Origin of the sequence: Chryseobacterium balustinum (assembly GCF_900168205.1) — a bacterium.
Taxonomy (GTDB): Bacteria; Bacteroidota; Bacteroidia; order Flavobacteriales; family Weeksellaceae; genus Chryseobacterium; species Chryseobacterium balustinum.
Genome location: NZ_FUZE01000001.1, coordinates 244,582 through 264,996 on the forward strand (window position 1 = coordinate 244,582; position 20,415 = coordinate 264,996).

21 protein-coding genes and 1 pseudogene are annotated in these 20,415 nt (G+C 34.2%); 6 read left to right on the top strand and 16 right to left on the bottom strand.

Annotated features, from left to right (window positions below; all coding sequences use genetic code 11):
* Window positions 1–77: 77 nt before the first annotated feature.
* The 4 genes from B5X64_RS01255 to B5X64_RS01270 form a co-directional block, all read right to left on the bottom strand.
* Window positions 78–446, bottom strand: a complete 369-nt coding sequence (locus B5X64_RS01255) for an iron chaperone (RefSeq protein WP_079463938.1) — start codon at window positions 444–446, stop codon at window positions 78–80.
* 131 nt (window positions 447–577) lie between these two features.
* A complete protein-coding gene (gene gdhA, locus B5X64_RS01260; RefSeq protein WP_079463524.1) occupies window positions 578–1,936 on the bottom strand; it encodes an NADP-specific glutamate dehydrogenase in 1,359 nt (452 codons plus the stop codon).
* A 191-nt stretch (window positions 1,937–2,127) separates the two neighbouring features.
* On the bottom strand, window positions 2,128–3,237 hold the full coding sequence (gene dprA / locus B5X64_RS01265) for a DNA-processing protein DprA (protein ID WP_079463525.1): 1,110 nt from the start codon (window positions 3,235–3,237) through the stop codon (window positions 2,128–2,130).
* A gap of 35 nt (window positions 3,238–3,272) precedes the next feature.
* The gene (locus B5X64_RS01270; RefSeq protein WP_079463526.1) at window positions 3,273–4,040 is read right to left on the bottom strand and encodes a rhomboid family intramembrane serine protease; all 768 of its coding nucleotides are present in this window, start codon (window positions 4,038–4,040) and stop codon (window positions 3,273–3,275) included.
* A 203-nt stretch (window positions 4,041–4,243) separates the two neighbouring features.
* Here B5X64_RS01270 and B5X64_RS01275 point away from each other — a divergent pair, with 203 nt between their 5' ends.
* Both B5X64_RS01275 and B5X64_RS01280 read left to right on the top strand, forming a co-directional pair.
* Complete coding sequence (locus B5X64_RS01275) at window positions 4,244–5,176, top strand: DUF3078 domain-containing protein (protein WP_079463527.1); 933 nt, start codon at window positions 4,244–4,246, stop codon at window positions 5,174–5,176.
* Window positions 5,177–5,369: 193 nt separating this feature from the next.
* The gene (locus B5X64_RS01280) at window positions 5,370–6,293 is read left to right on the top strand and encodes a DUF3078 domain-containing protein (RefSeq protein ID WP_079463528.1); all 924 of its coding nucleotides are present in this window, start codon (window positions 5,370–5,372) and stop codon (window positions 6,291–6,293) included.
* Window positions 6,294–6,367: 74 nt separating this feature from the next.
* Here B5X64_RS01280 and sufD read toward each other — a convergent pair whose 3' ends face one another.
* The 5 genes and pseudogenes from sufD to B5X64_RS01305 all read right to left on the bottom strand — a co-directional run bounded on the left by sufD (window position 6,368) and on the right by B5X64_RS01305 (window position 10,846).
* Entirely contained in the window at window positions 6,368–7,675 is a 1,308-nt protein-coding gene (sufD, locus tag B5X64_RS01285; protein WP_079463529.1) for a Fe-S cluster assembly protein SufD, read from the bottom strand.
* Window positions 7,676–7,778: 103 nt separating this feature from the next.
* Window positions 7,779–8,522, bottom strand: coding sequence for a Fe-S cluster assembly ATPase SufC (gene sufC / locus B5X64_RS01290; protein ID WP_079463530.1), 744 nt, complete (start codon window positions 8,520–8,522; stop codon window positions 7,779–7,781).
* A gap of 33 nt (window positions 8,523–8,555) precedes the next feature.
* Window positions 8,556–8,973 (bottom strand): annotated as a pseudogene (gene uraH, locus B5X64_RS01295) (hydroxyisourate hydrolase).
* Between the two features lie 8 nt (window positions 8,974–8,981).
* Complete coding sequence (gene sufB, locus B5X64_RS01300; RefSeq protein WP_079463531.1) at window positions 8,982–10,430, bottom strand: Fe-S cluster assembly protein SufB; 1,449 nt, start codon at window positions 10,428–10,430, stop codon at window positions 8,982–8,984.
* Window positions 10,431–10,516: 86 nt separating this feature from the next.
* Entirely contained in the window at window positions 10,517–10,846 is a 330-nt protein-coding gene (locus B5X64_RS01305) for a HesB/IscA family protein (protein WP_066677384.1), read from the bottom strand.
* A 145-nt stretch (window positions 10,847–10,991) separates the two neighbouring features.
* Between B5X64_RS01305 and B5X64_RS01310 the strand changes: the two genes are divergently transcribed.
* The gene (locus B5X64_RS01310; RefSeq protein WP_079463532.1) at window positions 10,992–11,828 is read left to right on the top strand and encodes a GLPGLI family protein; all 837 of its coding nucleotides are present in this window, start codon (window positions 10,992–10,994) and stop codon (window positions 11,826–11,828) included.
* Between the two features lie 34 nt (window positions 11,829–11,862).
* Here B5X64_RS01310 and ypfJ read toward each other — a convergent pair whose 3' ends face one another.
* Complete coding sequence (gene ypfJ / locus B5X64_RS01315; RefSeq protein ID WP_079463533.1) at window positions 11,863–12,723, bottom strand: KPN_02809 family neutral zinc metallopeptidase; 861 nt, start codon at window positions 12,721–12,723, stop codon at window positions 11,863–11,865.
* A 66-nt stretch (window positions 12,724–12,789) separates the two neighbouring features.
* On the opposite strand from ypfJ, the gene B5X64_RS01320 reads away from it, so the two are divergent.
* The 3 genes from B5X64_RS01320 (at window position 12,790) to B5X64_RS01330 (ending at window position 14,696) form a co-directional block, all read left to right on the top strand.
* Window positions 12,790–13,116: a hypothetical protein gene (locus B5X64_RS01320; RefSeq protein ID WP_079463534.1), complete on the top strand. Its 327-nt coding sequence runs from the start codon at window positions 12,790–12,792 to the stop codon at window positions 13,114–13,116.
* On the top strand, window positions 13,116–13,448 hold the full coding sequence (locus B5X64_RS01325) for a hypothetical protein (protein WP_079463535.1): 333 nt from the start codon (window positions 13,116–13,118) through the stop codon (window positions 13,446–13,448). The genes B5X64_RS01320 and B5X64_RS01325 overlap by 1 nt, the downstream gene beginning before the upstream one ends.
* 87 nt (window positions 13,449–13,535) lie before the next feature.
* Window positions 13,536–14,696: a glutathionylspermidine synthase family protein gene (locus B5X64_RS01330; protein WP_079463536.1), complete on the top strand. Its 1,161-nt coding sequence runs from the start codon at window positions 13,536–13,538 to the stop codon at window positions 14,694–14,696.
* A gap of 35 nt (window positions 14,697–14,731) precedes the next feature.
* Here the strand turns inward: B5X64_RS01330 and ribH are convergent, their stop codons facing one another.
* The 6 genes from ribH to B5X64_RS01360 all read right to left on the bottom strand — a co-directional run bounded on the left by ribH (window position 14,732) and on the right by B5X64_RS01360 (window position 20,412).
* Window positions 14,732–15,247 (bottom strand): 6,7-dimethyl-8-ribityllumazine synthase, encoded by a 516-nt coding sequence (ribH, locus tag B5X64_RS01335; RefSeq protein ID WP_079463537.1) that lies wholly within the window; start codon window positions 15,245–15,247, stop codon window positions 14,732–14,734.
* Window positions 15,248–15,250: 3 nt separating this feature from the next.
* Window positions 15,251–15,961, bottom strand: coding sequence for a YfgM family protein (locus B5X64_RS01340; RefSeq protein ID WP_079463538.1), 711 nt, complete (start codon window positions 15,959–15,961; stop codon window positions 15,251–15,253).
* A gap of 160 nt (window positions 15,962–16,121) precedes the next feature.
* The gene (locus tag B5X64_RS01345; protein ID WP_079463539.1) at window positions 16,122–16,658 is read right to left on the bottom strand and encodes an adenine phosphoribosyltransferase; all 537 of its coding nucleotides are present in this window, start codon (window positions 16,656–16,658) and stop codon (window positions 16,122–16,124) included.
* A 2-nt stretch (window positions 16,659–16,660) separates the two neighbouring features.
* Window positions 16,661–17,851: a hypothetical protein gene (locus B5X64_RS01350; RefSeq protein ID WP_079463540.1), complete on the bottom strand. Its 1,191-nt coding sequence runs from the start codon at window positions 17,849–17,851 to the stop codon at window positions 16,661–16,663.
* 52 nt (window positions 17,852–17,903) lie between these two features.
* Window positions 17,904–18,923 (bottom strand): hypothetical protein, encoded by a 1,020-nt coding sequence (locus B5X64_RS01355; protein ID WP_079463541.1) that lies wholly within the window; start codon window positions 18,921–18,923, stop codon window positions 17,904–17,906.
* Between the two features lie 157 nt (window positions 18,924–19,080).
* Window positions 19,081–20,412 carry a quinol:cytochrome C oxidoreductase gene (locus B5X64_RS01360; RefSeq protein ID WP_079463542.1) on the bottom strand — a complete coding sequence of 444 codons (1,332 nt, stop codon included), beginning with the start codon at window positions 20,410–20,412 and terminating at the stop codon, window positions 19,081–19,083.
* Between the last annotated feature and the right edge of the window lie 3 nt (window positions 20,413–20,415).

Here is a 20,415-nt window from a genome sequence, read left to right on the forward strand (position 1 = left end):
AATCAATCTGCCAATTGGTTTTTATAGCAGAAGTAGTTTTTTTATATAAGTAAAATGGAATCCTGAGATGTAACGTTTCAGGATTTTTTCTGATCAATCTCCATCATTCTGAATTCAATCATTCTTTTAATCAAATCTAACGGCAAATCTTCTTTCATTGGAAACTGAACCGCCCCTTTTGAAAACTTGTATTTTCTTTCTTTGAAATCATTTTCAAAATGTTTAATCGCTTCAGGAAGAGGATAAAACCCTACATGATTTTTGTAAGCAGCAAAATAGACCAAAGGCTTTTCATTATACTTGAAAGCAGGCATTTGGTAGCCAATATATTCTTCTAAATCCGAATGTATGGAATGGATAAACTCTCGTAATTTCTCCAGTTTTTGCTGGGTCTTTTCAGGAAAAGAAAGAAAATATTCTTCAAAATCTTTAAATGTGTTTTTCATCAGATAAAAATAAAAAAAAGCATTGAACTGGACATTCAATGCTTTCACTTTCACTATTACTTTTTCCCATTTATAATCCCGGGACAGGTTGTAAGAAAAAAGGTCGGGAAAACTTCCCAACCTTTATATTTTTATACGACTCCTTGAGCAAGCATTGCTTCAGCAACTTTTACGAATCCGGCGATGTTTGCGCCTTTTACGTAGTTCACATAGCCATCTTCCTCTTTACCGTAGTCTCTACAAGCTTTATGGATTCCGATCATAATCTCTTTCAATCTTGCGTCAACTTCTTCTGAAGTCCAGTTTAATCTGATAGAGTTTTGAGTCATTTCTAAGCCTGAAGTAGCTACACCACCTGCGTTAGAAGCTTTTCCTGGAGAGAACAATACCTTGTTTTCAAGGAAATAATTAATAGCATCTAAAGTTGAAGGCATATTGGCAGCTTCAGTGACACAAACGCAACCGTTTTCTACCAACATTTTAGCATCTTCAAGGTGTAATTCGTTCTGAGTTGCAGAAGGAATTGCCACATCACACTTCACTTCCCAAGGACGTTTTCCAGCATGAAATACGGCAGAAGGGTATTTTTTAGCGTAATCTTCAGCTCTGTTGTTTCCAGAAGCTCTAAGCTCTAAAAGATAATCGATTTTTTCTCCATCGATACCGTCTTTGTCATAGATATAACCGTCTGGTCCAGAAAGTGTAATTACTTTTCCTCCCAATTCGTTTACTTTTTTGATAACACCCCAAGCTACGTTTCCGAAACCTGAAACAGTTACTGTTTTATCTTTAAAAGTTTGTCCGATAGTTTTCAACATCTGCTCAGCGAAGTAAACAACACCGTAACCAGTCGCTTCAGGACGGATTAGTGAACCACCGTAAGCAAGACCTTTTCCGGTAAGAACTCCTGTAAATTCGTTTCTTACTTTCTTGTACTGACCGAATAGATATCCGATTTCTCTTGCTCCAACACCGATATCTCCCGCAGGAACGTCAGTTTCAGGACCAATATGTTTGCATAATTCTGTCATGAAAGCCTGGCAAAAACGCATTACTTCCATATCAGTTTTCCCTTGAGGATCGAAGTCTGAACCACCTTTTCCACCTCCCATTGGAAGAGTAGTCAAAGAGTTTTTGAAAACTTGTTCGAAAGCTAAGAATTTAAGTACAGAAAGGTTTACGGTAGGGTGGAAACGGATTCCTCCTTTGTAAGGTCCGATTGCAGAGTTCATTTGAATTCTAAAACCTCTGTTTACTTGAATTTCACCTTTATCATCAACCCATGGAACTCTGAAAATAATAATTCTTTCCGCTTCAGCCATTCTCTCTAGGAGCTTCATTCCGGTATATTCTTTTCTGGTCAAGATAAACGGAATTACAGTTACAGCAACTTCTTTTACTGCCTGTAAAAATTCCGGTTCGTTAGGGTTTTTTGCCTCAATTTTAGCAATAAACTCCTGGATTTTCTGGTCAATATTATATTGTTCCATATTAGGTAGGGTTGAATATTATGTCAACAAATTTAATTTTTTTTTCAAGATTCACAATAGCATATTTAATATTTGCTGAAAATTCAATAATAATGAATCAAAATATTATTAAATTGATAATTTTAAACTAAAATTTATTAAAAATTAAATGTTATATATGAAATAATGAAATATTAAGAAATCGTTAATTCTTACATTGCTACAAATTGTCTCCCGGAAAATGATTTTACTTTTCCTAAAAGCTCTAATTCTAAAATTACAGGTAATAATTTGTATGAAGACACCGATATTTTCTCTGATAAATCATCCAAAGTAATGTGTGGATTTTCTGCAATATTTTTATATATTAATTCTTGATTTTCAGATAATTGAACGGTAATTTTACTGTGAGGGAAAAGCTCTTCAATTTTTTCTTTAGGATTATTAAATCCAAGCAGATCGAGCAAGTCCTTAATAGTAGAAATGGCGGTTGCTTTATTCTGAAAAATTAGCTGATTACATCCTTGGCTGTACTTGTCGCTAATTTTTCCGGGAAGAGCAAAAACGTCTCTGTTATAAGTGTTTGCGAATGTTGCAGTACTAATAGATCCGCCTCCAAATGCTGTTTCTACAACGATGGTAGCAGGAGAAATCCCGGCAACAATTCTATTTCTTTGTATGAAATTCTCACGGTCTGGTTTCCTTGATGAATTAAATTCGGTGAGTAATCCTCCGTTTTCTTCAAGTACTTTTTCCGAAAGTTTTTTGTTGGTAGAAGGGTAGAAGGTGTGAAATCCATGTGCTAAAACTCCAATGGTAGGAATTTGATGTTTTAAAGATTGTTCATGAACTTCTTTGTCGATGCCCAAAGCCAACCCGCTAACAGATATATATTGAAAAGGTTTTGACTCTTCAAAAAAATCTTCAATAAATTTTTTGCCGTAAGCCGTTATATTTCTTGTTCCAACTAAGCTGATGGTTTTTAGTTTTGTGTCAAAATTTCCTTTCTGATAAAGAATTGCAGGAGCATCATCACATTCACTCAATAAAAACGGAAGGTCATTCTGATGTCGTAAATTAATTTTTATGGAATTTTTCTCGCAAAAAGAAAGTTCTTTTTCTGCAAATTTAAGAAGCTCAGGATTTCCAATGTCAGAAATTATTTTTGTGCCGATTCCGTCAGTTTTGCTGAGCTCTTTCTTAGAAGTTTTCCAAACATTTTCGGCCGTTCCAAACCGGCGGACAAGTTTGGAAAAATTAATATCACCAATAAAATTACATTCACGCAGAGCGATAGAATAGAGGTGTTCTTCAGAATACATTTGTGTTATTTTATTCAAATGTAGTGATTTATGATTTATTTTCTCCTTAATTCCTCCAAATAATCCCAAACATCTTCATTTTTTTTATAAGGTAATTCCAGGAAATCGTCGGGATGGTTTTCTTTATATTCCTGCCAAAGTTTATCATCTTTTTCGCTGTAATAATTGGGAAATTCCCAGATATATTTTTTCTTTTTTTCTCCTGAATTTTTAAAAATAAAAGCCATAGCGCTTCCCATTAATGCACCGGACAAATGTGCCTGCCAGGAAATTTTACTTGGTTCGTTAAGGTTATAAAACAGTTCTTCGGGAAACATTCCCCAGATTAAACTTCCATAATATAATACAACCAACAGAGAAATGGTTAAAAGTTTCATATTCCATTTAAAAACTCCACTGAAAAAAAGAAAAAATGCCAAAACATAGACAACACCACTCGCTCCAATAGTGCATGTATAATTATACTCGCCTGTCATAATATCAATTGGTGGCAACATCCAAAGAAGTAGCCCTGTACTGATCCAACCCATCACGAAAACTTTGGTGGCTACTTCAGAATAAAACTGGTACAGTAAAAACATCAGTATTGCGATTGGGATTGAGTTTCCTATAATATGATCGATACTGCCATGTAAAAGAGGAGATGTTATAATTCCCAATAAACCTTCAGGTAAAAGCGGAATAATTGCCCCAAAACAGCTCGAGAAAAATCCCATTGTCTGTAAAAGATATCCAAACCACATTGCAGCATGCATAATTAAGGGAGCGGTAAATGCTTTTCTGTGAATTATATTTTTAATCATATTGATAAGATGTCAAATCAAAAGCCAAGTATAAATTTCGGAAATTTTGGCGATGATTTAGCGTATGACAATTGAATTAAGACAAAAAGTATCGATTTTAAAACTAAATCCTTAAAATTTTTTAGATTTGAACTGTTTTTTTTCAAAAAGTGCCTGAGAATTATTTTACTTATTTTTGTGATCATTAAAAATTTTTTGCATTTATGAGAAAGATTATTATGCTACTTTTTGTTTACCTCAGTGCACATTCTTACGCACAAGTTATTATTAGTGATTCTGCAGCTGTAGACAGCATTAAAAAGCCCAGACATTGGTCTGTGATTGCAAAAAACAGTGTGATGTTTAATCAGGCTGCTTTTTCAAACTGGGTAGGCGGTGGTGCCAATAATGTAGGTTGGCTTGCCAGTGCAAATTATAATCTTACGTATGAGAAAGACCGAAATCTTTGGGAAAATATAATCATTCTCAATTACGGACAAAACACAACAAAAGGGATCGGAACCAGAAAAACTCAAGATGTACTGAATGTTTCTACGAATTATGGGAGACAGTTTTCTAAAAGCTGGTATATTTCTAGTGGAGCCAGTTTGCTTTCTCAGTTTTCCGGAGGTTTTGAAGATGGAAATAATCCTCAGGCAAAGAAAATTTCAAATTTTATGGCTCCAGGTTATGTGAATGCCGGTTTGGGTATTACCTACAGACCCAATGAAAATCTTACTGTTACATTAAGACCTGTCAACGGAAGATTTACTTTTGTTCTCGATAAAGAATTGCAGCTTGCAGGAAATTACGGCTTAAAAAGCGACGGAGATTTCTTCTTAATGCAGATGGGTTTTTTAGGATCTGCAATTTATAAGGTAAAACTTATGGAAAATATCGAAATGACCAATACGGCTTCTATATTTTCGAATTATCTTGATAAACCCGATCACATGGTTTTATCTTATAACATGCTTTTGAATATGAAAATCAACAGGTTTGTCTCTTCAATTGTTACTGTAGATCTGATGTATGATCATAATCAAATTCAGAAAACGCAGCTTAAACAGACTTTAGGGATAGGCTTTGCCTATAATATTGATAATGGCGTAAAACGTTCTGACCGAAAAGACAGTCAATGGTGGCTTAAAAAATAAACATAAAAAAAGTAATTCAAATTTGAGTTACTTTTTTTATGTTTAAAATTGTGATTTTTTTAATTTAATTAAATCTTTTTTAAGATAAGTTATATTTTTAATACCTTAGATAAACATAAATGATACTGATTTATATGAAATAGTATATATTTTTTTATTTAAATGAAATAAACCATTTTAAAATAAACTAATCATGAGAAAAATTTTATTGTCAATTTCCATATTTCTGGGAATATACGCATCTGCTCAGGAAGCAACTGCAGATTCACCTGCGACTGATACTTTAAAAGCTTGGTCTATTCAGGCTCAAAATACTTTAATGCTCAATCAGGCAGCTTTTTCAAACTGGATCGGAGGGGGAGCTAATAATGTAGGTTGGCTTGCCGGGGCAAACTATAATATTACATATGAAAAAGATAAAGATTTGTGGGAGAACATTATTATTTTAGGATACGGACAGAACAATACAAAAGGAATTGGAACACGAAAAACTCAGGATGTAATTAATCTTTCAACTAATTATGGGAGAAAATTTGCGGAAAGCTGGTATCTTTCAGGCGGTCTAAGCTTGCAATCTCAATTTGCAGCAGGTTATGAAGATGGCAACAATCCTGAAGCTGCTAAAATTTCAAATTTTATGGCTCCGGGATATGTAAATGCAGGAGTAGGTGTAACATATCGCCCGAATGATAACTTCACTATGACTTTAAGACCTGCAAACGCGAGAATGACTTTCGTTCTCGATGAAGAACTTCAAAAAGCAGGAACCTATGGTTTGAAAAATGATGGCGATTCTATGCTATTTCAGTTTGGTTTTCTGGGAACAGCTATCTATAAATTGAAATTGATGGAAAATGTAGATTTGATGAATACAGCTTCTGTGTTTTCGAATTATATAGATCATCCGGAAAGGCTCGTTTTATCTTACGGAGCAATTCTGAATATGAAAATCAACAAATTTCTTTCTACAAATGTTACGCTGGATGTTTTGTATGATCACAATCAAATCCAGAAAACGCAGTTGAAACAAACTTTGGGAGTTGGCTTTGCTTATAATATTGATAACGGCGTGAAAAGATCTGAAAGAAAAGATAATCAGTCTTGGCTGAAGAAATAAATTTAGTTTAAAATGAAAACAGAAAGCACTTCAAATCGAAGTGCTTTCTGTTTATTATATGTTTTTTTTTGAGCTTAAAACTCAATACTAACTTCCAGTTTTTCTGTAAGAAGTTTTGAAATTTTCTCCTTTAAAGGCTCAATATCGATATTCTGCATTGCATCATTAGCAAAAGCAAATAACAATAAAGCTTGAGCTTCTTTTTTAGAAATTCCTCTCGCTCTTAAGTAAAATAAAGCGTCTTCATTCAACTGTCCCACTGTACAACCGTGAGAACACTTCACATCGTCTGCGAAAATTTCCAACTGAGGTTTTGTATCAATTGTAGCTCCTTCGCTTAAAAGAACGTTGTTATTTTGCTGATAAGCATTGGTTTTCTGTGCAATTTTATTTACAAAAATTTTTCCGTTGAAAACTCCGTGAGATTTATCTTTAAAAATACCTTTATAATTCTGGTAACTTTCACAATTTGGCTGGTTATGGTGAACCGCAGTGTGGTGATCTACCAACTGATCTTTACCGATAATCGTGATTCCGTTCATAAAAGAATTGATATTCGATCCGTTTTGAATGAAATCTAGATTGTTTCTAACGATTTTTCCGCCGAAAGAAAAAGTATTTACTGTTGTTAAACTGTCTCTTTCCTGCTGCGCAAAAGTATGATCTACCAAATAAGAAGTATCGCTGTCATTCTGCAATTTATGCCAGTCTGCTTTCGCATTTGGTGATGTGAAAATTTCTGTCACAGAATTGGTGAAAACATAAGTTTCATCAAAGTTATGATGACTTTCAATCACTTCAACCTTAGCTCCTTCTTCTACGATCAATAAATTTCTGGTGTTATAGAATGTATTTTCTTCCTGATTTTGAGAAAGATAAAAAACGTGAATTGGTTTTTCAATCACAACATTTTTAGGCACTTTCAGGAAAAATCCGTATTTGCAATACGCTTGATTCAGATTTGTAAAAGCTAAATCTTTTGCTGCAATCGTATTGAAATAGGTATCGAAAACATCTTTATGATTCTCATCATTCAAAGCGTAATTGAATGATAAAAACTCTGCGTTTTCAATAGAAATCTTAGAAAGCTCTTTGTGAAGCTGGCCGTTTACAAAAACAATCCAGTCAAAATTTTCTTCTCCAAAATGTAGCTCATCAAGCTGTTCTTTGGTGATGTTATGACTTTCTTTCGGGAAAAAATTATAATCTTTCTCGATGATTTCCTTGATGTTGGTATATTTATATTCTTCGTCTTTCTTTGTAGGAAAACCAAGTTTAACAAATTTCCCTAATGCTTCAACTCTCGTTTCATCTAAAAAACGGTGACGAAGTGTACTAAGAAATTCGCTGTGATTATTTAAAATTTGTTCGTTTAAACTCATTATTTGAACGTTTATTTTGCCGTCGTAAAGAAGTTTACACTTCTACGGAATGACAAATATTGCGTTTAATTTTTTTAAATAGTTAAATGATTTAATCTTTACATTAATTAAGCAACCAGTCGTAACCCTTTGCTTCTAATTCTAATGCTAAAGATTTGTCACCTGTTTTAATGATTTTTCCGTTCGCTAAAACGTGTACATAATCAGGCTGAATATAATTAAGCAATCTCTGATAGTGTGTAATCAAAAGAACTGCATTTCCTTCGTTTTTGAAAGTGTTTACACCATCTGCAACGATTCTCAATGCATCGATATCTAATCCTGAATCTGTCTCATCCAAAATAGCTAATTTAGGATTCAGCATCATCATCTGGAAAATTTCGTTTCTTTTTTTCTCACCTCCCGAAAAACCTTCGTTCAATGATCTAGACAGGAAATCCTTTTTAATCCCTAATTTTTCAGACTTTTCACGAATCATTGCCAACATTTCTTTTGCAGGCATATCCTCTAATCCGTTTGCTTTTCTGTTTTCATTTAAAGCAGCTTTAATGAAGTTTGTCACAGAAACCCCAGGAATTTCTACAGGATACTGAAAAGAAAGGAAAATACCTTTGTGAGCTCTTTCTTCAGGAGCATCTTCGATGATGTTTTCACCTTGAAAAAGGATTTCACCTTCTGTTACTTCGTATTCTTCTTTTCCTGCAATTACAGAAGAAAGAGTAGATTTTCCGGCTCCGTTTGGTCCCATAATAGCGTGAACTTCACCTGGTTTTATTTCAAGATTGATACCTTTTAATATCTGTGCGCCATCTTCAATTCTGGCGTGTAAGTTTTTGATTTGTAACATTCTATGTTGTACTTTTCTATTAGTCGATTGATGCTAGCTTCCTCTATAAGTAGAGTATCCAAAAGGTGACAATGTGATTGGCACGTGGTAATGTTGATTGTCTTGAATCTGAAATACCACTTCTATAAATGGATAAAAGCTTTCCATGTTTTTATTTATTAAAATAATCCTCTGTAAAGAATATTAATTTATATTTTCCGTAATTACTTTTTGAATCCTTATTTTTTGGCAAAAAGTCTCCAATTCTACCATTTTTATCAGTCTTTTTATTAATGACAGAAACCCATTGCTTTGTAGTTTCATTGTATTTTTCCAACTTCACATCCACGTTTTCAACAGGTTTTCCAACGGTAATATCCAGAATATGGCTAGAAAGCTGAAACTCTTTATTTTCCTGAGCTGAAACACTTGAAAATACAATTACAAAAAATAAGTATAGTAACTTTTTCATACTTTTAATTATCCTACAGAACCTTCCAAAGAAATCTCCAATAATTTCTGAGCTTCAATAGCAAATTCCATTGGAAGTTTATTTAAAACCTCCTTGCTGAAACCATTTACAATCAAAGCAATTGCTCTTTCTGTATCGATTCCTCTTTGGTTACAGTAGAAAATTTGATCTTCACCAATTTTTGATGTCGTAGCTTCATGTTCTAACTGTGCTGTTGGATCTTTAATCTCGATGTAAGGGAAAGTATGTGCTCCACATTCGTTACCCATCAATAAAGAGTCACATTGTGAGAAGTTTCTTGCTCCTTTTGCAGAAGGCATTACTTTTACCTGTCCTCTGTATGAGTTTTGAGATTTTCCTGCAGAAATTCCTTTAGAAATAATCGTTGATTTTGTATTCTTTCCGATGTGAATCATCTTTGTACCGGTATCGGCATATTGATGATTGTTGGTTACCGCGATAGAGTAGAACTCACCTATAGAACCGTCTCCTTTTAAGATACAAGAAGGATATTTCCACGTTACAGCAGAACCGGTTTCAACTTGTGTCCAAGAGATTTTTGCTTTATACTCGCAAAGTCCTCTTTTCGTTACAAAATTGAAAACTCCACCTTTTCCTTCTTCATTTCCTGGGTACCAGTTTTGAACGGTAGAATATTTAATTTCAGCATTATCCATTGCAATTAATTCTACAACGGCAGCGTGAAGCTGGTTTTCGTCTCTTGATGGAGCGGTACAACCTTCCAAATAAGAAACATAACTTCCTTCGTCTGCAATCACAAGTGTTCTTTCAAACTGACCTGTACCTGCTTGATTGATACGGAAATACGTTGATAATTCCATTGGACATCTTACGCCTTTTGGAATATAGCAGAAACTTCCGTCAGAAAATACTGCGGAATTCAATGCTGCATAGAAGTTATCACCTCTTGGAACTACTTTTCCAAGATATTTTCTCACTAAATCTGGGTGATTCTTAATCGCCTCAGAAATTGAACAAAAGATAATTCCTTTCTCAGCTAACGTATCCTGGAATGTTGTTTTTACAGAAACAGAATCTATTACGATATCTACCGCTACGTTTGAAAGTCTTTTCTGTTCTTCGATATTGATTCCTAATTTTGCAAAAGTTGCCAATAATTCTGGATCAACGTCATCTAAACTCTCCAATTCAGGCTTTGCTTTTGGCGCAGCGTAATATTTTATAGCTTGGAAATCTGGTTTTTCATATTTGATATTTGCCCAAGTAGGCTCGGTCATTTTTAACCAAATCTTAAATGATTCCAATCGCCATTCTGTCATCCATTCCGGCTCTTCTTTCTTCGCAGAAATTGCACGGACAATGTCTTCATTTAAACCTGTTGGAAAATCTTCGTAATCAATTTTGGTTTCCCAACCAAATTCATATTTTTTATTTTCTAAATCGACTCTTAAGTCGTCTTCAGTATATTTACTCATTTTAATAGATTTTAGAAATTAGATTTTAGAAATTAGATCTCAGACTTTCAAAGTCTTGAACCTAGTGTCTAGCATCTAGTATCTAATTATAAGCTAAAACTCTCTCCACAACCACACGTTCTGGATGCATTAGGATTATTGAAAATAAATCCTTTACCATTTAAACCTCCGGAATATTCTAAAGTGGTACCTGCCAAGTAAAGTATAGATTTTTTTTCAACAACGATTTTTATTCCGTTATCTTCAAAAATCTGATCTGTTTCGTTTTGCTTATTGTCGAAACCTAACATATACTCTAGCCCTGAACATCCACCGCTTTTTACCCCAACTCTTATATAATCTTCAGCAGGGTTAAAGCCATCTTCTGTCATCAGTTGAATCGCTTTTACCTTTGCTTGATCTGAAACCTTTATCATTGTATTAATTTAGAATGATTTAATCTTGCAAAAATACGAACAATAATCAGTAAATAAAAATTGACGTTTTTATTTTATCGATTTTTATCATCGATGCTTTAACTTTGATGTGTATTTAAAATCAAAACTATAAATCAGGAAAAAAATGAAAAAATTTGGCATCCTTGCTGTAGCCTTACTGGCGCAGGCTTCTTTCGCACAAACCAACAGGTTTGTTTATCAGGTAACCTCAAAACCAGATATTAATAATAAAAGTGATATTAAAACTGAAAATGCTTATTTAGATATTTCAGCAGAAAAATCAATGTTCTATTCTGAGAATAGAATTAAAAGAGATTCTGTAATGAAAGGCAACTTTCAAAGTGGGGGAGCGAGAGGTTTTAACAGAGAACAAATGGATGGTTTAAGAACGAATATTAATTATTCGATCGAAAAAAATAAAAAAGATCAGAAAATTATTTACAAAGATCGTTTGGGAAGAGATCAATATTCTTACGAAGAAGACCGACCTTTGAACTGGAAAATTTTATCTGAAACCACAAAAATTGGTGACTATAAAGTACAAAAAGCAGAAACTGATTTTGGCGGAAGAAAATGGACCGCATGGTTCACTACAGACCTTCCTTATCAGGATGGACCTTATAAATTCAACGGTCTTCCCGGTTTGGTTGTAAAAGCGGAAGATTCTACTGGAGATTATTCTTTTGATTTAATGAAAAACTATAAAATTTCAGATTTTCCTGAAATGGTTACATTTGGGAACGTTATGAAAGTAAAAAGAACCGATTATGTAAAACAACAGGAAAAATATAAAACGGATCCGGCTTCTTTTATGAATAATCAACGTGGAGGTGGAGGAATTTCTGCTCCAATGAGAATTGGTGGTGGTGGAAATCAAAATCCTGCAGATATGAGAAAGCGAATGGAAGAGAGAGCGAAAGAAGAAGCGAAACGAAACAGCAATCCGATTGAGCTAAAATAAAAAAGGTCTGAAGAAATTTCTTCAGACCTTTTTACTATCTTAAAAGTTGACTAAAAGTGTCGCCTTGTTTAATGTCTCCGGAATTATATCCTTTCATAAACCATTCTTTTCGCTGTGCCGAAGAACCGTGGGTAAAGCTTTCCTGATTCACATATCCTTGTGATCTTTTCTGGATATTATCGTCACCAACTGCTTCAGCAGCATTCATCGCAGATTCTAAATCTCCGGGTTCAATAAATGATTTTTCTCTGTCACCTGTAACTCTAGACCAAAGTCCGGCATAAAAATCTGCCTGAAGTTCAGTTGCTACAGAGATTTGATTAAGCTGAGCCTCAGAATATCTTCCGCTTCGTCTTGCTTTATCGGTTTCGTTTAAGGTTCCTAAAAGATTTTGTACATGATGTCCCATTTCATGAGCCATTACATAAGCTACCGTAAATTCGGTTACTCTAGCGCCAAATTTTTGCTGAAGCTCATTAAAGAAACTCATATCCATATAAACAGACTGATCTGTCGGACAATAAAACGGACCCATTGCAGATTGTGCCAATCCACATCCGGAATCTGTGTTGGTTCTAAATAAAACTACTCTTGCCGGTTGATATTTAGCGCCATTTTCGGCGAAAATTTTCGTCCAGGTTTCTTCGTTTTCGGCGGTAATCATTTCGATCATCTCACCAATTTTTTTGTCAGCTTCTGTAAGCTCTCTTTGCTCAGTTTGAGCTCCTGAATTTGAAACTCCTGAAGAAAGAATTGCAGAAGGATCACCACCCAAGAAAAATACAATAGCAGCGATAATTAATGTACCTAATCCGCCACCAACAATAGCGCCACCGCTACCGCCCGAAGCACGCCTGTCGTCTACATTTGTACTTCTGTCTTCAGTCCATTTCATATTAAAGTAATTTTAAGAGTAAAGTTAAAATTTTAAATAATATTTTTGTGAAAAATTACAATTAAAGTGAGAAAAATTCAAATTGCTCTTTTGTTTTTTAGCTTAATGAATATTGCTGCCTGTAACGACAATGAACCCAAAGAAGATGAAGTGAGAAATGTTGATAAAAAATCGGCTATCGAAACTGAGCTTTCTGTACAGCATACTGATACGGCAGATGTTTTAGTAACAAAACACAAGATCTGGAAAAACAATAAACTCTTTAAAGAAATTATAAAAAGAGATACCATTCCTAGTTTGGGAGATACATTGCAGACTGTGGAAGACGAAGCCGGAAATGAGCATAACACGAAAGTGAAAAAGGATTACGAATTTTATATAACCGTTCAGTAATGAAAAAGTCTAGTTCTATAAAATTGCTTTTCGTTACCGGAATTCTTGCTGCCTGCTCTCAGGAAAAGCCAAAGAATCAATGGGATAAAGAGAAAAAAGTTTATATGAGATCAGATACTACTGCATCTTATTCCAGATCGCATGGTTTTATGACTGGTTTTTTATTGTATCATGCATTCCGACCATATGGTGCATACAGCAATGGAGCTTATCAAAAAGCGGGATATTACAGTGATGCAATCAGTACAAAATCGAATATAGGAAGAAGCTCTTATAAAGGAAATGTGGTGAGAGGAGGATTGGGCAAAAGTGGTTTCAGGGCATCATCATAAATTATGAAATTGCCATGACTTGGAAATACTAATACTAAAGAAGGTTCAGCAATCGCATATGACCTTTGAAAACAATACAATTTTCATATGAAAAGAATACAATCACAATTCCGAAAAAATTGGGAGCATAAACTTGAAAACCTTGGTTTTGGTTACCATTCTTTAGAAGGTCTTTACTGGGACGAGAGCCATTATTACGAGTTTTCATCAGAAGAAATTAACAAAATAGAAAACGCAACTACCGAATTATGGCAGATGTGCCTTCAGGCTGTAGATTTTATTATTGAAAAAAATCTTTGGGACAAGTTCAATATTCCAGAATCGTTTAGAAATTATATTACTACAAGCTGGGAAGAAGATCATCCTTCCATTTATGGGAGATTTGATTTTGGTTTTGATGGTGAAAATTTAAAGCTGCTAGAGTTCAACGCAGACACGCCGACCTCTTTATACGAAGCTTCAGTTATTCAATGGTATTGGCTGCAGGAAATGTTTCCATACAAAGATCAGTTCAATTCTATTCATGAAAAATTGGTAGATTATTGGACGTATCTTAAAAAATACATGAATCCTCATTACATCTATTTTGCTTCATTAACGAATATTGAAGACGTAACCAATGTGGAATATTTACGCGACTGTGCTACACAAGCAGGTTTCGAAACAGAATTTATTCCCATTCAGGATATTGGTTGGGCAGAAGATATTGAAGAATTCATTGCCGGAGACAAAACCATTATGGAATATATTTTTAAACTATATCCTTACGAATGGATTCTGGAAGACGGTTTTGGTGAGAAATTAATCCGGAATAACTTCAGATCTCAATGGATAGAGCCTGCCTGGAAAATTCTTCTTTCCTCAAAAGCTATTTTACCAATTCTTTGGGAATTATTTCCTAATCATACGTATTTGCTGGAATGTTATTTTGAACCAAAGCATTTGAAAGATTTTGTTAAAAAACCCATCTATTCAAGAGAAGGAGCTAACGTAAGTTTATTTAAAAATAATGTTGCGATAGAAGAAAGTAGCGGCGATTACGGCAAAGAAGGTTTTATTTATCAGCAATTATTTGAGCTTTCCAATTTCGATGGAAATTATCCTGTCATTGGAAGTTGGGTAATCGGGCAAGAATCTGCAGGAATTGGAATCAGAGAAAGTGTACATTTGATTACCAATAACCAGAGTAGGTTTATTCCTCATTTGATAGATTCAAATAAAATTTACATACAAGAAAAGGAGCTGTAAAAAGCTCCTTTTTTTTATTTCAATAGATTCAGATTTTAATTTCCGAAACCGATATTTCCTTTTTTATCAGAAAGATTTCTTTTAAAATTGATCATGCTTAAAGCAGTTACTGCTGCTTCAACGCCTTTATTTCCTAAATCACCACCACTTCTTGCAATTGATTGCTCTTTTGTGTCATCTGTCAAAACACAGAAAATCGTTGGGGTATCGGTTAAAATATTACAGTCTTTAATTCCTTGTGCCACTGCATCGCAAACGAAATCAAAATGTGGAGTTTCTCCTCTGATGACGCATCCGATGGCAATTACCGCATCAAATTTTCGCTCTTTGCAAAGCTGCATGCTTGCGTAATTTAATTCAAAAGCTCCCGGAACGGAAAACTGTGTTATATTTTCAGCTTTTACGCCTTCTTTTTCAAGGATTTCTAAAGCTGCATCGCGTAGATTGTAAGTTACAAAGTCATTCCACTCAGAAAAAACAATGCCGATAGAAAAATCTTCGGCATTGGTTATATTAAGTGGCTTGTAATCTGAAAGATTAACTGTTGCCATGTTTTAATTTAAATATTTAGCCATTTCTATATAAGAATCAGACATTCCGTTGTCGTAGTCCTGATATTTTTCGTCGATCGTTGCAAAGTATTTTTTAGCTTCTGCATTTTTCTTCATACCTAAAGCTACAATCCCTGCTTTTCTTGTAAAATAATAAGAAGTATAAGGATCATCAGATGCTGAAGCAGCTTTGTCTAATAATGCTAAAGCCTCGTCATTTTTATTAAGACCAGATTTTGCATCTGCCATTGCGCCAAACTTCATTGCCATCAATGTTTTGTTATTAGACGAAAATTTGTCTAAAAGATCATGAGCTTCCTGAAATTTTCCTTCTTTTAATTTTAATAAACCTGCATTGTAAGCAGAAAGTTTACCCACTTTTGTAGAAGAATATTCGTTATAAGTTCCTAAAAAACCAGGGTTCGCTGCAGATTTTCCACCTAAAGCTTCTTTATCTTTACCTTCAGTAAGGTTTTTTTGTGCTGCTAAATAAGTTTTTACAGCTTCAGCATTCTTTGGAGCTACCACAAATTGCTGGTATCCGAAAAAGCCTAAAACTCCCAAAACAACAACCCCAAAAGCAATGCTTAATGGTTTCTGATATTTTTCTAGGAGTCTTTCTGTGTTTAAAGCCTCTCTGTCAAGGTCTTTAAAGAATTCTACTGTTTCTTTACCTTCTTGCTCATTTGGAGCATTTTTTCCCAATTTTGCCATAAATTCTTAAAAAATTGAATTGCAAATTTAATTGTTTCTGAGTGATTTACAAAATCTTTATCTGTATTATTAATAAAAGAGAATGAAAGACTTGTAAATATTGTGAATTGTTAATAGAGAATTGTTATTTTTTGATTTATTTGAACTCTCTTTACTAAATTTAATATTCTAACGTGTGATAGATTTTTGCGTTGAATTTCTTCAGTCTTTCGTCGCCTTTCAAATCTTTTAAACCGATTAAAAAACTGAACTGAACGACTTCTGCACCTTGCTTTTCTACCAGTTTTGCTGCTGCTTCCGTTGTTCCGCCGGTTGCCAAAAGATCATCATGAATTAAAATACGTTGACCTTTTTTTATTTGTCCTTCTCTGGTTTCTATTTCTGCGCTTCCATATTCCAAATCGTATTTTTCTGAAATAATAGGTGGCGGAAGTTTCCCTTTTTTTCTGATCAAAATAAATGGTACTTCTAAAGCTACTGCGATTGCAATCCCAAAAAGATAACCCCGGCTTTCAATTCCGCAAACAGCATCTACCTTTCCTTTACTGAATTTTACCAAATCTTCGATTACTTCTTCATATAGCTTAGGATCAAGAAAAATCGGTGAAATATCTTTAAACTGAATTCCCGGAATTGGAAAATCAGGGACGCTTTCTATGGTTTCTTCCAGTTTTCTGATGAGTTCCTGAGATGCCATGTTTAAGGATTGATTTTATAACTTGAGATTTTCCACTCTCCGTTTACATTTTTAAGACCGAAAGTGGCCTTCAAAGATGTTGTTCTTCCGTTTTTATCGGTCACATCGTACGTTGCATTAACACTTGATGAATTGGTACTTGTTCCGTTTATTGAAATGTTTTTAACACTTACATTTTTAATAGCTCCAAAACCTGAAGTAGGATTTGAGAACGATTCATAAGATCCCCAACTTGGATTGCTTGACGAATCGAAAGCTGCTTTTAAATTTTGAGAACTTACATTATTTAAAAACTTACTTACTGTGTTTTTAGGATCTGCAGTCGGTTGTTTCGGCTGAGTCGGAGTGACTGTCGCTGGATCTGTACCTGTTGTAGGCGGAGTTGTAGGGTTATTAGGATCAATTACCGCACTTGGATCTTGGTCAATCATCGTAGAATCCGTTTTAGGTACTTCGGGAACTTTTAAAGCTGAAGGATTTACATCTAAACCAATTTTCGACATTTTGAAAGTCTTCGCTGTGGTTTTTACAGAAACTGTAATGTCAATTTTATTGTCAACAATTTTTGAAGCCAACAATGATGAAAATTTAAGATGAAAACCTTTAAAATTATTATCCTGCATTAGATTTTTAGCAGTTGAAAGTTTTACTCCGTTGCTGAAAACTTCTAAAGTTGTTTCTAAACCAGCACCTGTAAACGCAATAGGATTTCCTGCATTATCAACTAATCTTGGAATAATTTGCATTGCTGTTGGGCCATTTCCTGTGTCTCCTGAAAGTTGGGTAAGGATGCTTAATGAGCTTGCTCTTACATCATTCGGATCACTTTCTTTAGCTGTTTCATCGCCGAAGATATTCATTTCTCCTAATGATGGTGGAGCTGTACTTGCCCATTCTATACCGTTTTGCTGCGCAACCTGATCTGCCAAAGATAATATCTCGGGTACTTTTTTGCCGTTGATTAACTCGCCCAATGCTTTCAATTCGTTTACATCACCTTCTGCTTCTACGCCGAAAGTTTTAAGAATATAAAGCGCTTCATTAAATTTAATCTGCTTAATGGTGGTAAGACCAGACGCCATATCGTTGATACTCGACTGTAAAGTCTGCGTCGTAGTTGCATCTACGTGATCTTTTTTGCATGCTGTGAAAAGCAACAAGCTGAAGATGAGTAGCAAAGAAAACTTTTTCATTTTAATTATGGTTTATGGCAAATTTAGTAAAACCTTTATTAAAACTGATTTTTTATTTTTTGTTTTCTTTTTCTTTTAAATCATCTTTGAAGAACGAAGAGAAAATTGCCTGCATATTTGGAAAAGAAGCATCCTTCCAGTAATTTGACTGGTAACTGCTGTTATTTTTATTGAATTTTACTTTTCCTTCCACATTATTATTATCACTGAAGTCTAGCTCTGTAGGATAAAAGTTTCTGTAAGCAATAATTTGATTATAGTTAGGCTCGCTTTTGTGCTTAAGCTTGATGAAAGCAATTTCATTAGACTCAAGAAAATCTCTTAATGTTTTTTTTGAATCTTTTTCATATGAATGATTAACGATACCCTTGATGTCATATATTCTGTAACCGAATAGTGCCAATTCTTTTTCCTGTAAAGCTTCGCCTGTAATTTCTATTTCGTCTTTCTTAGCACCTTTAAGCTCTTTGATTTTGGTGTTTTTAGATTTGTATTCTTCAATATTTCCTACATCCTTTAATTTTGGCAAATCTAAAAAGCTATTGTAATCCCAAGAACCGGTTTCTTTTTTTTCATTTTTAGCATCTTCCAGTCTGTAAATTCTGTACTGTTCTACATTAGCGCTTTTTAGTTTTTTAGTTTTATTATCGAAAACATAGGTGATCACGCCATCTGCATAACAATTAAGTTTACTGTTTAAGGTAACATAGGTGTTGAAATTACCTCTTACAAAAACATATTTTGCCGGTTTATTATTTTTAATAACAACCATTTCGATATCTTTTACTCTGTCATTTAGTTTTACAACATCTTTATTAATTTCGTTAAATGACAAAGTAGCGATAGAAATGTTGTCATATACCAATTGAAATTTTTCTTGTTCCGGAGAAAGCGCTGATTTTTCAATTTTCCCATCAATATCTGATGTTGCCAGAATATTTCCATTTTTCCCAAATACCGAAACTTTAGGAAGTGGCGCATCCGTTTTTTCTGAAACGAAAGTAATGCTTTGCGCATTTAATACATTGAATAGAATGATCAACAGGAAGTTTAACAGATAAGTTTTTTTCATAGTTTTTTATTTAGTTTAAAAGGTAAGGATAAAGTCTATTCTTATGACGAAATATTTTTGAAATGGTTGCCTGGCTTTTTAAATATCCAATCATTATTGCAAAAAAAAGACTGATTATTAAAATCAGTCTTTTTAAAATTTATTTTGTTACAAGTCCTTAGAAAGGATACTCATAAATTTCAGATTCGTGTAAGTAAGGGTTACCTGTAGGAATCAGTTTCAATTTAGCTAATGCTGAAAGCACTGTAAACATAAATAATCCAGCGATAAATAAAACAGCACCCAATATTAGTAACAGAACTTCTGGAGTATTCCAGTAAGGTCCTACTGTTCCTGGCATTACCATATTGAAGTAATCTAAAAGGTGACCTAAAATTACCACAATTGCCATTATAGTTACTACTTTGTAGTTTCTCTTGATGCTGCTACTTACCAATACCAATAATGGTAATAAGAAGTTTACAACAAGCATAGGCAAGAAAGTAGGAGAGTAGTGCTCAAATCTTCCGAAGAAATAATTTACCTCTTCCGGGATGTTTGCATACCAATACAACATGAACTGTGCAAACCAAGTATAAGTCCAAAGCATACTTGTAGCAAAAAGGAAAACTCCTAAATCGTGCAAGTGATTGTCATTAAACTGTGGCAAGAAACCATTTTTCTTAAGATATACACTTAATAGAATGATTACCGCAATACCACTTGAAAGACAGCTAACCATTGAATACCAAATATACATTGTAGAATACCAGTGAGGGTCAATAGACATCAACCAGTCCCAAGCCCAAGCTGCAGAAGCAAACCCGAAGAATGCGATATATCCTACTGCCCATCTGTAAAGGAACTGATACTCAACCAAAGATTTTGTATCATCTACTTTTTTAGACTGAGCTTTTAATTTCCAAGCAAAGAATGAAGCTCCAATTACGTAAATTAAAGTTCTGATTGCATAGAAAGGAATATTTAAGAATATTCTTTTTTCAAATAAGATCACATCAAAGTGTGCAGATTCTGGATCTGTCAATTCCGGATCCATCCAGTGGAAAAGATGACCATTGTGTGTGATATTAAGAATCATAATGATAATTAATATAGCACCACCCCAAGGAATATAAGAAGCAATAGCTTCCATTACTCTTGTGATAATAATTGGCCATCCTGCGTGAGCTGCGTGCTGAATACAGTAGAAAAACAATACTGCGCAACTTACTCCGAAGAAAAATACTGCTACAAAATGAAGTGAAGCTAATGGCTGATTATGAATCTGCAATTCTGCGTGCTCTAAATGAGCAGCGTGATCTTGAGGTCCTACCATTTCGCTTGAATGCGTAGGAGAATCATGACCTGCAGAATGCACTGCTTCCATCATGTGTTCTATTCTCTCTGTAGTAATTCCTTTATTTAAAAAGAAACCTGCAGCAAATAAAACTAAACCTACAACAAGAAGGATAATAGAAGTTGATTTTAATTTTGGTGAAAAACTATACATTTC